Here is a 15230-nt window from a genome sequence, read left to right as displayed (position 1 = left end):
GCAATTTAGAAAATTATAAATATGGATCTTTACGCCAGTTACTTGGGCTACGGCCACTCCAACGCTTAAATGCACGGCTGAAATTGGCGACATCAGAATAACCCAACTCATCAGCAATTTGTTCTAGACTATAATCTGTACGTGAAAGCAGTGATGTAGCATGGCGATAACGGACTTCATCTACGAGTGTCGAAAAAGAGGTGCCTTCGGCTGCCAGTTGGCGCTTTAGGGTTCGATCAGACATATGCAAGCGTTCAGCGACATTCTCGATACTCAGGTAATGTTGTTCTGAATTGGTCAAAATGTCACGTACCCGCATCGCCAAACGACGTCTTTCACCTAGTGCTGATAATTCAGTTTCACACTGGTTGATCGCGATTTGACTGGCGATTGGATCGGCATTTACCATTTTTAAGCCGAGATATTTTTTGTCAAAACTTGAAATGAGATGAGGTTGATTAAAACGAATCGTACTACTTAACTTATCTTTATACTTTTCAAACCCTGTAGGCTCAGGGAAATCTAGATCCACTTCACCTCTTAAATCCTCAATCCCTGTTAAGGCTTTTGCCATGGTCATGATCCCGATGGTCAAGCCTAAGATGATTTCGGTGCGTAAAGGCTCAACTTCAATGTCACATTGCAGTTGTAAAGTTGCTTTTGGCCCAAAGGTTGAAAAATATAATTGTAGAAATGGTAAACGCAATTGAATGAATCGACTGGCGAGCGCAATTGCATCGGTAATGTCATGCGCTGTCATGATGGCATAGCCAATAAATCCATGAATTGAAATACGCATTTGCGTTCCGAGATGAAAGCCTAAAGTGCTTTCACCTGTCAGACGCAATGCATGCTTCACCAATTCATTCGCAATAGGTGTAGGAATTCGATAATTCGGATCAGCCAGTTGTTCGCTTGTTAAATGAAATGGAGCGAATAAAGTTTCATCGTTATATCCCCAACGAGAAACAACATCTAATAGCAATAAGCCATAGACGCCTGGTATACCTTGATCTTGACGAGTTGAAGTTGTTTTCATCTGCTTTCCGTGGCGCTCATCAATTTTGCCAATATCTTTTAAACACTAAAGTCTTAATCATCTTTACATGAAATAAAATAATCAATCATAAAAATTGTTGGACAAGCGGGTCATTGCTCATTCAAAACATTAAGTCGGCTTTGTAAATACCATAACTTTGGTGGTAGATATTAATAACACATCACCGTTTTGGTTCAAAGCTTGTGTGACGTAACTGACAATACCACGATCAAGTTTGGTTTTAGAGGGTACAATTGCAGTAATTTCAACTTCAACATGGATTTTGTCTCCTGCACGAGTTGGTCGAGGCCATCGTAGACTTGACTCAGTCCCTAAGAGACCACCTGCGATTGGAAAACATTCAGTCCATAAGCGCATCGTAACAGCAGATGTATGCCATCCACTGGCAGCTAGACCTTGAAACACAGGGTGTTGTGCAGCAGCTTGTTCATCTAAATGAAAAGGTTGCGGATCGTATTGACTTGCAAATTGCTTAATTTCTTCGAGTGTCATTTCATATTCGCGACTAATGAAACGATCACCAACATTTAAATCTTCTAAATACAACATTATTCAGTATCCTGAGCCACCACGCGCTGTTCTACTAAAAAACCACCTGTTTGGCGTTTCCATAACTGGGCGTATAAACCATCATTTGCAATCAATTCTTCATGTGTGCCTTGTTCAGCAATTCGGCCTTCATCTAACACAATCAAACGATCCATCTGAGCAATAGTAGATAATCGATGCGCAATTGCAATGACCGTTTTGCCAACCATTAAGTCATTTAAACTGCTTTGGATTGCTGCTTCGACTTCAGAGTCAAGTGCGCTGGTTGCTTCGTCTAAAATTAGGATAGGAGCATCTTTAAGAAAAACTCGTGAAATCGCAATACGCTGACGTTGACCGCCAGAAAGTTTAACACCGCGTTCACCAACAAAGGCGTCAAATCCAACACGTCCTTTTTGATCGGTGAGTTGGGGAATAAATTCTTCTGCTTTTGCCTTTCTTACAGCTTGTTGAATTTCAGCTTCAGTCGCATTTGGGCGACCATACTTAATATTTTCTGCAACAGTGCGATGTAATAAAGAAGTATCTTGAGTAACTAACGCAATATTGGCACGAAGACTGTCTTGAGTGACGTCATTAATATCTTGGCCATCAATCAGTATACGACCTTGGTTGATCTTGTAAAAATGTAGAAGTAACTGAATGAGGGTTGATTTTCCAGCCCCTGAACGACCGACTATTCCAATTTTCTCGCCAGGCTTTATGGTTAAATTCAAATGATCAATTACATTTTTTTGATTATAAGCAAAGCAGACATTTTCAAAGCGAATTTCACCATGATTGACTTTTAATTCTGTTGCATCTTGTTTGTCTTGAATTTGAATCGGTTTACCTAAAGTTTTCATACCATCTTGAATAGTACCGACATTTTCGAACAGCATGGTGACATGCCACATGATAAATTCTGCCAAACTATCGAGTTTGAGCACCATTGCTGTGGTCGCTGCAATTACACCTAATGCAGCTTGTCCTTGCGTCCATAACCAAACTGAAGTTCCGATGACACCAATAAAGAGAAATGCGCTGAGTAGGCGAATACTAATTTGATATTTTACACCTAGACGCATTTGCTTATAAACGGTGACCATAAACTCTTGCATCGACTCTTTGGCATACTGGCTTTCACGTCCAGCATGAGCAAATAATTTCACCGTTTGAATATTGGTATAAGCGTCAGTTACACGACCAGTCATAATTGAACGTGCATCCGCTTGCTCCTGAGAGACTTTTCCTAAACGTGGAATAAAGTAACTGGCAATGAGAATAAACAAAACCAGCCACACAATTAACGGAACAATTAATATAGGAGAGATCGAACCCAGTACGAGGCTGATCGTTATGAAATAAATAAAAACATAAACCACCATATCACCGAGAATCATCCAAAACTCTCGGACAGCCAATGCAGTTTGCATGACTTTGGCTGATAGGCGACCTGCAAAATCAGTGTGGAAGAAATCTAAGCTTTGTTGTAGAAGTAAATTATGAAATCTCCAACGCATGCGCATTGGAAAATTACTAAATAAAACTTGATGTTTAATGATTGCTTGCAAGCTGACAAAGAAAATATTGGCAAATAATATGCTTATTAAAATCGTAAGATTTTGTTGATTGGTTGCGAAGAAACTATCGGGTTGACTGCTACTGAGCCAATCAACTAGTTTACCTATATAAGCAAAGAATAACGCTTCAAAGCAAGCAGCCGCAGCCGTACAAGCAATTAACAAAAATAAATATGGTCGGATCCCTTGAGTCGCTTGCCAAACGAAAGCAAAAAAAGTAGTTGGTAGAGGTTTGTTTAAGTCTTTGGTGGGGTATGGGTCGACTAATTTTTCAAACCACTTCAACATTGTTTTTTCCTCAAGACGTAGACTTAGATTCAATGACTAAATGCTTTGCTATTATCTAAATGTATGTATAAAGTTTTAGCTTTAGCTGTATAGGATAGCAGAAAAATAAAGTAATTAATGATAATCAAACAAACACAATTTTATTATTCCTTAATATTAATAATTATCAATAACACTTGAGAAAAACCACATGCAACAATATTCTGATTATTCACAAAGTCCTAAATTAAAGATTGAGACTACTCAAATTGATCGTTTTAATCCAACGTATTGGCGGGTTGATGGTCCGCAAACAATGTCTTTTGCAATTACCAATTACTTAAATGGTTTTGAAGTGGTATTTAGGTCGCGTACCACAACAGATCTTGCTGGAATTGTTTGGGACTCACACGATGCAAAAGATCATAAGTTTCTGGCTTATGAAACGAAATATGATTACTCAGGAATGATCTGGGATTTTGATCTTGAGCTTTCAGCTTCCATGCCAGCTTTAAATAACGAAACATTAACCCCAACATTGACTGTGCATTACCGTGAGCAAGGTCAAGATAAAATTGCTTATATCGTATTGTTTAATTATGCCGATCAACCTGCTTCGCGAACTGCACATATTCAGATTAACTGGGATACGGTAAAGGCAGGTTTTTCGGCGACTGATGATTTTCCTGTCACTCATATTCTCCGTATTTCATTTTCAGCATTTACAATGAGTTATAACGGTCATTCGACACTTGCTTTGCCTCAAGCAGAGGATGGTTATATTCGAATAATCAATTCGGTTACTACAGGGGTGAATGCCAGACTAGCATTGACGCGAGTCATTGTGGCACCACACCAGCATGGCATTTGTACTAGTTATGATGATCATTATGATTTAAACCCTCAGCGTTTGGTGGATAATATTGAGGCCTTGGGTTATCAGGGATTGATTAATCATTATTGTGGTATGTCCAAATACCCAGAGATGAAATGGCGCAGTGATCTAAATACTTGGCAGATTCCCGATACGCTTGTGAGCAATGAAAATGTTGTGAATCCATGCGCGCTAAAGTGGCATGAGTATTTTGCTAACGCGTTAGATCAAGCAAATATGCAACCTATCTTTGGCGTGAGTTTTGAAATGTATTCGCTTGCGGCAAATGAGCTCTGGGCGCAGCGGGACTGGCATAGTAATTTGGGCCGAACTGGATATGAGCCGCCAAGTTATTTTTTTAGTCCCTGTGATCAAAATGCAATGGCATACCTACACAAAGCTTTTATTGAGTTTTCTGATACATTGGCTGCAGCGGGATGTGAGGTCAATATGCAGATCGGGGAGCCATGGTGGTGGTATAACCAAGGTACTGATTTGCCGTGTATTTATGATTTTCCAACTAAGCTGGCATTTCATGCGGATACAGGGTTATACGCACCGGATTTTGGAACCATCTATGAGGCTATGCATAAAACGGGGACACCTTATGATGAATTCAAAGCATGGCTGAGAAATAAGTTAGGCCAAACATGTCAAGATCTACGCACTGTAATTAAAGCAAAGCATCCAAATGCGAAAGTTAGTCCGTTAATTTTCTTTCCGACGATACGAACACCAATAGAAACACTTGTGACAGATATTAATTATCCAAGTCATCACTATGCGTATCCAAACTTCGATTATATTACAACTGAGTCTTATGATTGGATTTTAGAGGCGAAATTAAGTTTGGCACATCAGGTTCTCTCTGAAATTCCAGTACAAGAATTAAACTACCCAGCTGACAAGACTGCCTATTTGGCAGGCTTTGTACCAGACGCCTCTATTGCTCATCTTTATGGTTTTGATCGTACTAAACCTTATCAAACACCGATTTGGCAACGTATTTTTGGTGACATGGAAAATAATGATGTGTTGGGATTGTTGAAGCAATTTATTTGGGCTTATCCGCAAATTATGTCGGATTCAATCACTATTGATACTGAACAAGCACCGGAAGGTTTTTTTATTCAGCAGGAATATCATTTACCTGTGAATGACGACATACCTTATCCGCCAGAAATTTACTTATAACTTGGTTCTTTTTTGCAGCAATTAGCTTTAAATTAAGATGTATGATCATCTGATTTTGAGTTGATTGCTGGATAATTTAATTTGGAATATATATTTCTAATAATGTGAATAGTAAATTAAAAATTAGTTAATTGCTTTTAAAGAGGTCAGTTACGAATTTTTTAATTGTTTTTTATGATCATAGACAAGATAAATGGTTTAAATTGAGCGATAATCGCACTGGATTTTTTGCATAAAACGTGGATAATTGTGACTTGTTACACATTTATACGGAAGTGAAAAGTTGAAAAGAGTTGGAAATTTAGGCGCTTGTTTATTGTTCATCGCTGGTGTTTTTTTCTTGGTAATGGGGATTCCTTCAACCGATTTTGTTCTCATCGCAATTGCAATTGCACTGATGGTTGCTGCTTTCTTATTAATTTATGAGTTTAATCTAAATTTATTTAAGTGGACCAAATAACATTATTCAGTATAAGAGAGGCTCTTTAAGAATAAATTAAGAAAAAGATTAAGGGTTTAGATATTTTTCCCATTATTAAGTCAATTTAACCTACCTATGGCTTGAGTCTTTGTCGCATAGAATTTAGTAAAAACTCAAGCCATTAAAAATTTAAGTCACATTTTTAGTGTCTATATGGTTGTTGTTAAGGTTTTGAAAATCATATCCAGACGGTGCTTGGTAAATTCTTAATCCAAACTCTGGGATAATTGCAATTAAATGATCAAAAATATCAGACTGAATTGCTTCATAAGAAGCCCAAGCAATTGTATTGGTAAATGCATAAATTTCTAAAGGTAAACCTTCACTGGTTGGTTGCAGTTGGCGAACCAAGATCGTTTGATTTTGAGCAATGCCACTATGCTGACGCAAGTAGAACTCAACGTAAGCCCTGAAAGTACCTAAATTAGTTAAGCGTCTTTGGTTATATCGAGATTGGTTACTTAAGTGATTATTAAATTCTTGTATTTCAGATTTTTTAGAATCTAAGTATTGATCCAATAATAAAAAGTCTCTCAGCTTTTGTTGCTCTTCTTCGCTCATGAAATGAACACTACTTTGATCAATGAACAGTGAGCGTTTCATACGGCGACAACCTGAGTTACTCATGCCACGCCAGTTTCGAAAAGTATCTGTAACTAACTTATTCGTTGGAATGGTGGTGTAGGTTTTATCAAAGTTTTGAACAGTCACAGTATGTAATGACATATCAATGACATCGCCATCAGCATTTAAAGATGGCATTTCAATCCAGTCTCCAATACGAACCATATCATAAGATGCGATTTGTACACTCGCTACCAATGAAAGAATAGTGTTCTGGAAAACCAACATCAACACGGCTGCCATTGCACCAAAACCAGCGAGTAGGGTAAATACATCTTTTTTAAGAAAAGTACCCAAGATCATTAGACCGCAAACCACAAATAAGATCAGCTTAACAAGCTGTAAATAACCTTTGATCGGTTTGTTTCTTGATTTTGGATTACGTTGATAGATCAGATTAAAAATATTGAGTGCTTCACTCACTGTCAGCGCAAGGGTAAGGAAAATAAAAGCTTGTGCGCCCATTTGCACAAAACTGACCACTTTCTCTGGTAGATGAGGGACAGTTGTAATTCCATTCATAATAACAATGGCTGGAACAATATTGGCAAAACGGCGGGTAACACTATGTTGTGCAAAAATAGACTGATTTGGGGATTTAAGTTTGGTAATTAAGTGTCGTATTCCACGAACAATGATTCGTTTAGCAATAAAATTTGCCAGTGCTGCAAATAATATTAGAATTGTTAAAGCAATCAACATTTCCAATAAAGGATATTGACTTAACTCAACTTTTATTTCACGGATAAAATCTAAATAATTCAAACCCAAACACCTTACGATTCTTTAAGCAAGAATTGTAAGGTGGAATTGTGGGGATATTATTTTAAATCACAGTTTATATACGATTTGTAAGGCGTTTTTACATAATATGTGCAGGATTTACCACATGAGATCATCAGGAATAACATAGGCTGCATACGGATCATCTTCGTCGGTAGTTTCATTATTTTGTTCGCTGTTGTTGTTCACCAAGATAAAGCCCTGCATTTTTTGATTGATTTTATCTGCCAAGGCTTTAGGGAGATAGGCGTAACTTTCTTGATCTTTTGCAATCACAAGTGAACCTGAAACAAGCGCGTTATAAACTTGTTGAGATAGATAAACTTTTTTAATTTTATTGTCATCAATAAATTGGTAGGCAATATCACCTTCAGTTTGTAGAACTTTGTGTTGTTTGATCATTTGAATGATCGATGCCTTTAGTGCTTTTTCTTCTAAAATACGTTGTTTTTCTGAGTTTAATGCTTGGTCTTTGGCGATTTTTTCTTGTTTAGCTCGATCAATATCGGCCTTTAATGCAGCGTCATCATTTTGTCCAAGACGTTGTTCATGCTGAACTTGTTTAGTGAGCTTTTTCGCTTTTTTATTATCCACCAAACCTGCTTTTAATAACTGAGCTTGAAGTGCATTTTTAACCATGATTTAGTCCGAATTTAAATTTGATGGAGAACGAAAATAATAAATCCAATATGCCACACTCATTATTAAGCTTAAAGCTGTAGGAATGAGGAAGGTTTGTAATTGTAGGTAAGGATAGAGCATGCTGGCAAGCACACCACCGACTAAAAAACCGAAAAAAATAAGTAAGTGAAGAAAAATGCGACGTCTTTCTACATGCAATCCACGGGCTTTATAACCTAATGCTAGGCCGATATCTGTGAGTACGCCTGATAGGTGGGTAGTACGAATAATTGCACCCTTATAGTGGCTGACCATTGCATTTTGAACGCCCATGGCGACGCATGCCCAAAGTAAACCATATCGTGGAAAATAAGGAATAAGTAACCATGTTAGAAATAGGAAAATCGCGACTAGACTTAATGGAAAGCCATAATGGCGACCAAGCGCTACATTGCCATTGCCTAGAATCAGTCCACTATAAAATGAACCAATCACATAACAAATCAAAACGAGGCTGAGATAAAGAAGGTGATCTGGCTGCCAATTTATCAAGCTCATTGCGAGTAGGCTGGCATTTCCTGTCATGTGGGAAACAGACTGGTGAAGTACGGTGAATAAACCGAGAACGTTTACCATCCCTGCATTCAATGCCAATAAAAAAGCACCCAGTTGAATCCAGTTTGGTAAACGTTGAAAAGGCATACTGACCTATGAGTCTTGGCGGTTTCTAAAATCTACGGCTGCAGTAAATAGAACGTCAGTCGATGAGTTAAGTGCAGTCTCAGTTGAGTCCTGCAATACACTAATAATCATACCAATCGCGACGACCTGCATAGCAATCTCAGATGATATACCAAATAAGCTACAAGCAACAGGGATGAGTAATAATGAACCACCAGCAACACCCGAAGCACCACAAGCAGAAACTGCTGCAACGACAGATAAGATGACCATAGTACTAAAGTCTACGTGAATACCAAGTGTGTTCACAGCCGCTAACGTTAAAACAGTCACTGTAACAGCAGCCCCGGCCATGTTAATGGTTGCACCAAGTGGAATGGATACACCGGCAGTTGCTTCATTGACACCTAAGCGATGTGCAAGGTCTAAGTTTACGGGAATATTTGCCGCCGAACTGCGTGTAAAAAAGGCGGTAATTCCACTCTCTTTTAAACATTTGAAGACCAGTGGATATGGGTTCGAACGCATGGTGATTCCAACTAAAATTGGATTTATCACTAATGCGACAAAAATCATTGTACCGATGAGAACCATCAACAAATGTGCATAGCTTGCTAAGGTTGCAAAACCAGCATCTGCAAAGGTTACTGCAACCAAACCAAAAATACCCACTGGTGCAAAAGCAATCACGATATGGATAATTTTATTGACCGCATTCGAAACATCAGTGAGCACATGTTTTGTATTGTCAGAACTGTGACGTAAAGCTAAGCCAAGACCAACAGCCCATGCTAAAATACCGATAAAATTAGCATCACTGATTGCTTGTACTGGGTTTGCAATAAAACTCAGCATGAGGTTCTTTAAAATCTCAGCCAGATTGCCGGGTGCTTGTAGTTCTGATTGCGCCGCTAAATGTAAAAACAGTTGACTTGGAAAGAGAATACTCGCAATTACTGCACTGAAAGCAGCAAGAAGCATTCCTAATAAGTAGAGTGTTAGTACTGGTTTTAAATTCGCATTTTGACCGACTTTGAAGTTTGCGATAGAAGAGAGTACAAGTACAAAAACTAAAATTGGTGCGACAGATTTTAAAGCCTTGATGAATAACTCACCTAATAAACTTAGGTAAGGTGTGACATTTGGGAAGAGCAATGCCACGCCGACCCCTAAAAAAATAGCGATAATAATTTTGCTAACTAAACTCAAGCGAGACAATACATTAAACATATGAAGGCCTTATAAACCTATGCACGATTTAAGGTTAAACAAGCGCCGTATTCTATACCTAAGAACCGTGAATATTAAAATTCTTTTTGCAAGCGAATTGCTTTAAAAATAATTTAAAAAATAACACAATGTTTTTAAAAAGTATTTTTAAAAAACATGCCATATCTTTTTGAATAAAAAAAGAGCTATAAATTACTTTTTTGTCGTGCTGCTTTCCGAAAGTTGTTGTATCGCTTGGTAATGTGTTAGAAAAACTTGTCCAGACAATTCCTTGATCAAAGCTGATTTGATTAGCTTTTCCATCACAGGACTTTTGACTTCGGAAAGGTGTAGTTGAATATTTAAAAGTGATAACTCTATGTTTATTTCCTCCAACATTTCAAGCGCACTCAGATCGATGTTGCTGATGCTTGAGCAATTAATGACAACGTGCTGTAGTTGAGGGTTTTGACTCACGTGAGTAATGATGTAGCCTTTCAGTACATGTGCGTTGAGAAAGCTTAGATTTTCATCAACACGAAATGAAACGATATCAGGCGAGGTAATTACTTTATAGTGAGATATATTTCTAAAATGCTGCGTGCCTTCTACTAATCCGATCACCGCGATATGTGGTCGGCTGACACGCCACAGTAATAGTACAAACGTTAAAATAATTCCAATGATTAATCCTGTCGTGATATCAATACAGGTTACGCCGATAAAAGTTGCCCACATTGCCAAACCATCTGCTTTTGAATATCGCCATGTCTCAATAAAAGGACTCAGTGTTATCAACTTCCAGATAGAAACAACGATGGTTGCAGCCAAGACTGCTAAAGGTAGATTTTGAAAAAATCCAGTAAAATATAAGCTGACAACGATCATCAAGATGGAAGATAGAACACCTGCCATAGGGGTTTTTGCGCCAGCATCAGCATTGACTACAGTACGAGATAAGCTACCTGAAACTGCAAAACCAGAATTTATGCCAGCAGCGATATTGGCTAAGCCAAGAGCAATCAGTTCTTGGTTGCTGTTTAGATCGTCACGTTTTTTTAGCGCAGTTGCCTGTGCTATGGCCAGTGACTCAATAAAGCTAATCATGGCGATCATAAAAGCACTTGGGAGTAATTGTATTACCAAACTCCAGTTCCACGATGGAAAATGAAAACTGGGTAAAGCTGAGGGGATGACACCAACCGTTTGAATTGAATAATGACTGCTATTAATGATAAATGTCATGATGATAATAGAGCAAAGTAGAATCAACAATGGAATGATTCTGTTTATAAAACCTGATCGAATTAATTTAGGCAATAAGAACAGTAAGACAATTGAGATAATTCCGATACTAAAGTTACTTAAACTGATTTGATGAAAATTTTGTTGAAGACTAATAATAAACTCAGGAATATTGTTCGCTTGTAAAGGAATAGCAAATAAGAACTTAAATTGTCCCAAGGCAATTAATAAAGCAGACGCGATGATAAAACTTTTGATCACGGGGTGGCTAATCAGTTGGATTAAAAATCCAAAACGGAAAATGCCAAGAACAAATGAGATCAAACCAACTAAGACGGCAAGTAGGCAGGCTGCTTCAATATAGGCTTGAGATCCCACTGTAAATAGGGGATTCAATGCTGCAAAAACCATCATTGAAATAATGGCAACAGGACCGATTGAAAGTGTTGAACTACTGCCCGTAAAGGCATAAATGATCATTGGCAAAATACTTGCGTATATACCCATGATTGGAGGTAGTCCTGCTAACATTGCATAAGCCATGCCTTGTGGGACAAGCATAGCAAGTACGATTAAGGCTGCGACTAGGTCAGCCTTAAAACTTGCTGTTTGATAATGACTCAACCATTTACGAGCTGGAAATAATCTATCAAAGTCAGGCATTAGCAGTTTCATGCATAATATTCTAAATCATAAATTTATATATATTATGCAGAAAAAATGCTAAACAAAGGAGAGATAATTTAAACTTCTACTTGGGGACAATAATGTTTATATAAGGTTTCTAAAAGAATACTGAGTTTGGGATCAAGGATAGAGTAAAAAATTTGTTTACCATCTCTGCGAGTAGACACTACTTTACTTTTACGCAACATCATCAGTTGTTGTGAAAGTGTGGGTTGAACAATTTTTGTTACTTCGGCAATTTGAGAAACATTGAGCTCTTTTTGAGTTAGATGACACAAAATGATTAATCGATCAGTATTTGCAAGAGATTTAAGTACATTTACAACGATATCAGCAGACTCTCTCATTGCCTCAATTTCAAGATCCTTTTGCATACGCTCATCACTACCAGAAAACCGGGTCTAGTATAAGGTGAGAAATGGGAAAAAATGTAGTAAAACTGCATAATTGCAATGGAATTTAATGACATATCATATCAAAAAATCTAATAAGCATATGTGTTTTTGTGATTTATATCTCAAAAATAATGGTTGTTATGGATGTAATTCACAAAACTATTTTTATTGCTTAAAAACGGATCAATCCATTCTGATGTAAGTAGTAATTATTAATTTTTGTTAAATAATAAAATTAAGTTGTTAATATATCTAAAAAATATGCAAAAAATTAAAATAATGATTGTGCTTTGTGAAAAATTGTATACAATTGCCAATAAGACAGAATAATCTGTCTGCATAAAAAGGATCGGAAATGTGAAAACATAACCGCCAGAGGGTAATAATACTTATTATTCTTTTACACTCAGACGCAAGCGTGAGCCAGAAAAATAATTATAAATCACGCTTTATTTTTTTATGACATTATTTTTTATAAGCTATCCCTCTATGACTAAAGGGATAGAGCTGTTTATGTTAGTGCTTGCTCAAAACTGATTAATTGATTTACACGCTTCCAATACTCATTAATATCGACTGAGCTTTTGTTGACATGTGCCTGTATTGTCATACCATCAAGTATGCTTACAATGAGTGTTGCCAGATGGATTGGATTTTGAATCCCAAGATTCGCAAGCAAGTTTTCAATGAGTGCCGTCAACCAAATTTTATATTGTGTTGCTGGTTCCAAAGTCGAAGGATAGATTTTAATAACTTCTTCGAGTGCTTTTTGGAACATGCAGCCGTTAAAATCGTCACTATTGAACCATGCTGAATACCATTCAAAAATTGCTCTAAGCTGTCCCAAATGATCTGTTGGGTCACACTCTGCTAGTGTTAAATTTAACGAGGCTTGTAAATTTTGATTGCGTTGGATCAGACATTCTTGAATTAATTTTTCCTTGGAAGGGAAATATTTGTAAAATGTCATTTTTGCGACATTAGACTCGCTTATGATCCGATCAACCCCAACCGAATTGTAACTATGCGAGTTAAACAGTCGTAATGCTGTGGTAATAATATCTCTTTTTTTGACATATAACGCCTCGAGTTTGCTCGTCATCAAGAGCATCTTTTTGCATTTCATCATGCAATTTTGGCGAATAGTCTACACCGTATCAAATAAATATCATAGCGAAAAATAACAATATTTATTTGATTGATTTTAAATTTTACAACGAAATAGACCAGTTAAAAATAACAGCATGAATTTATAATATTAATATCGAAACTGTATATATGAGTTAATAAGAAAATATAAAAAATAAATTGTGGTTAACTTTAGTTTATATAGATAGTGAGTAAATAACTAAGCATATAAGTTTAAATAATAATCATTTGCATTTTTTGAAATTAAAGATCAACTGTAGCAATACAATTGATCTCTAATTATGTGTAAACAAGGAGGGGCTAGCGGGTGAGTTCAGTTATGAGTTGTGCAAAGTTATGGTAAAGCATAGATTGTTGCGTTGGGGTATAAACTGAACGTTTAATTACGCCTTTATTGGTATCTATAGCAAGATCCACATTTTTGGCGTTTCTCAACTCATACAAGAATGAACTCGGAATAACGAAAGTGTTGGATGAGCGCTTTGGAATCAAACGGTTTATATATTTTTGCTGGGTCGGTCCTATAGGTGCATAGGTAAATGTTTTGCCATCGATGGTAAAAATAATGTTACCGATATCATAATAGTCATAACTACTAGTCAGTGCGACATCAAGCTTAAGTTGTTGTTTGTTTTGCTTGTCCCATTCAACAACCACACTCGGACAAAGTTCATTCGCCTTACAGGTTAAAGAACCTGCTGTTGCTATAAGATCATTGCTGTTACTACTTGTTGATGTTACTGGTGTGACACAACCAGCAAGTGTGAACGAAAGACCAATTAAGACAATGATTTTTTTCATATCTGAATTCTCTTGGGTGAATTTTTAACGTGAATGGTGTAGCTGAGGACCAAGAAACTCAAATGGCTTGGCAATTTTAAATTGATTCGTGGCATCACCAGCAAAGGTATTCTGTTGATCTTTGCCAAGATCAAGTTTACGCGTTATTCCATCTTTAAAATTAATTTTCTTTAAATCTATCCAAAAACATTTGGTGAAACTGCAGATTCGAAGAAATATAATTGCTGTTTATGATCTGATACAGTTCTCCAGCGTGTTGAAGAGATATTCGGTTCTTCTGCTGTATTTAAACCATAGGGTACAGATGCATTGCGAATAACACTAAATACAGAGGCGATAGCATCTTTTGGATTATCATTTTTAGGAATTGCATTGATATAGAATGATGCGCGTGCAAATCGATCCGCCGCACGATTTGTACCAGGTAACATAACGGTTCCACCTATTTGCTGCCAATAGGTATTCAATGCGAGTTGCTGGTCAAAGGTTGGTGAATTGGTCATAACTTGGTATTTCTTATTATGATGAATGACTTGCTTACCACCAATATATTCAATAATTGCACTATCACCAGTTTTATCTGAAATCGACAAGTGTAATGTTGTTAGGCGTTGCTCACCAGGAACGTTGTCTGTAATTAGATCAAATGGTTCTTTCTCTAAGGTTTTAACTGCTTCAGCTACTGTTGAGAAATTATCAAGTACGTACTGTGCCCAAGCGGAGATACTCAATTGTGGTTTGTTCGATTTTTTAGTGTCTGGATATTGAGATTCTACTAACCAAAGCACATTTGCCACTAAGCCCGCTTCATTCATTCCATCTGTTGTCGAAATATCATAGCCAGTTGCGATCACACTACCGTATTTGGATTTCCATTTCAGTGATTTTGGTCCAGCATTGCTATCGCGTTCGATACCACTTGGCATAATCCAAAGGTTTGTTCCGACATCAACCTTCCAATCCATTGAGCGGGCAGTAATAATATGATCATTATTGCCTAAATACACCGCTCTAGTGCAAGCGTGAACCGTCTGAAGAAAGAGGGAGG

The 15230-nt window shown here is 37.2% G+C and carries 12 protein-coding genes and 2 pseudogenes; 2 read left to right on the top strand and 12 right to left on the bottom strand.

Translation table 11 applies throughout. The features are described 5' to 3' along the window. Positions 1-13: 13 nt before the first annotated feature. The 3 genes from HMPREF0023_RS06190 to HMPREF0023_RS06180 all read right to left on the bottom strand — a co-directional run bounded on the left by HMPREF0023_RS06190 (position 14) and on the right by HMPREF0023_RS06180 (position 3459). A complete protein-coding gene (locus tag HMPREF0023_RS06190; RefSeq protein WP_004638850.1) occupies positions 14-1039 on the bottom strand; it encodes an AraC family transcriptional regulator in 1026 nt (341 codons plus the stop codon). Positions 1040-1168: 129 nt separating this feature from the next. Beyond that, positions 1169-1609, bottom strand: a complete 441-nt coding sequence (locus HMPREF0023_RS06185) for a MaoC family dehydratase (protein ID WP_005080982.1) — start codon at positions 1607-1609, stop codon at positions 1169-1171. Then, positions 1609-3459, bottom strand: a complete 1851-nt coding sequence (locus tag HMPREF0023_RS06180; protein WP_005090733.1) for an ABC transporter ATP-binding protein — start codon at positions 3457-3459, stop codon at positions 1609-1611. Before HMPREF0023_RS06180 ends, HMPREF0023_RS06185 begins: the two co-directional genes overlap by 1 nt. Positions 3460-3700: 241 nt before the next feature. On the opposite strand from HMPREF0023_RS06180, the pseudogene HMPREF0023_RS06175 reads away from it, so the two are divergent. After that, positions 3701-5506: pseudogene (locus HMPREF0023_RS06175) on the top strand (phage capsid protein); the annotation flags it as partial. 283 nt (positions 5507-5789) lie between these two features. Then, positions 5790-5966, top strand: coding sequence for a hypothetical protein (locus HMPREF0023_RS16500; RefSeq protein ID WP_008941507.1), 177 nt, complete (start codon positions 5790-5792; stop codon positions 5964-5966). 150 nt (positions 5967-6116) lie between these two features. On the opposite strand, the gene HMPREF0023_RS06170 is transcribed toward HMPREF0023_RS16500, so the two are convergent. The 9 genes and pseudogenes from HMPREF0023_RS06170 to HMPREF0023_RS06130 all read right to left on the bottom strand — a co-directional run. Continuing rightward, the gene (locus HMPREF0023_RS06170) at positions 6117-7376 is read right to left on the bottom strand and encodes a mechanosensitive ion channel family protein (RefSeq protein ID WP_005090729.1); all 1260 of its coding nucleotides are present in this window, start codon (positions 7374-7376) and stop codon (positions 6117-6119) included. Between the two features lie 117 nt (positions 7377-7493). After that, positions 7494-8033 (bottom strand): DUF2058 domain-containing protein, encoded by a 540-nt coding sequence (locus tag HMPREF0023_RS06165; protein ID WP_004638861.1) that lies wholly within the window; start codon positions 8031-8033, stop codon positions 7494-7496. A gap of 3 nt (positions 8034-8036) precedes the next feature. Further along, complete coding sequence (locus tag HMPREF0023_RS06160; protein ID WP_008941505.1) at positions 8037-8717, bottom strand: YoaK family protein; 681 nt, start codon at positions 8715-8717, stop codon at positions 8037-8039. Between the two features lie 6 nt (positions 8718-8723). Continuing rightward, positions 8724-9926 carry a serine/threonine transporter SstT gene (gene sstT, locus HMPREF0023_RS06155; protein WP_004638865.1) on the bottom strand — a complete coding sequence of 401 codons (1203 nt, stop codon included), beginning with the start codon at positions 9924-9926 and terminating at the stop codon, positions 8724-8726. A 192-nt stretch (positions 9927-10118) separates the two neighbouring features. After that, positions 10119-11825 carry a SulP family inorganic anion transporter gene (locus HMPREF0023_RS06150; RefSeq protein WP_008941504.1) on the bottom strand — a complete coding sequence of 569 codons (1707 nt, stop codon included), beginning with the start codon at positions 11823-11825 and terminating at the stop codon, positions 10119-10121. Between the two features lie 68 nt (positions 11826-11893). After that, positions 11894-12211 (bottom strand): ArsR/SmtB family transcription factor, encoded by a 318-nt coding sequence (locus tag HMPREF0023_RS06145; protein ID WP_004638870.1) that lies wholly within the window; start codon positions 12209-12211, stop codon positions 11894-11896. 532 nt (positions 12212-12743) lie between these two features. After that, positions 12744-13334, bottom strand: coding sequence for a TetR/AcrR family transcriptional regulator (locus tag HMPREF0023_RS06140; RefSeq protein ID WP_034437305.1), 591 nt, complete (start codon positions 13332-13334; stop codon positions 12744-12746). Positions 13335-13681: 347 nt separating this feature from the next. Next, a complete protein-coding gene (locus tag HMPREF0023_RS06135) occupies positions 13682-14182 on the bottom strand; it encodes a hypothetical protein (protein ID WP_005080967.1) in 501 nt (166 codons plus the stop codon). Between the two features lie 24 nt (positions 14183-14206). Further along, positions 14207-15230, bottom strand: a pseudogene (locus HMPREF0023_RS06130) (linear amide C-N hydrolase); the annotation flags it as partial.

It is taken from the genome of Acinetobacter sp. ATCC 27244 (assembly GCF_000156555.1).
GTDB lineage: Bacteria > Pseudomonadota > Gammaproteobacteria > Pseudomonadales > Moraxellaceae > Acinetobacter > Acinetobacter haemolyticus.
Note: the sequence above shows the minus strand (reverse complement) of the source record. Positions and strands in the feature narration are given on the sequence as shown.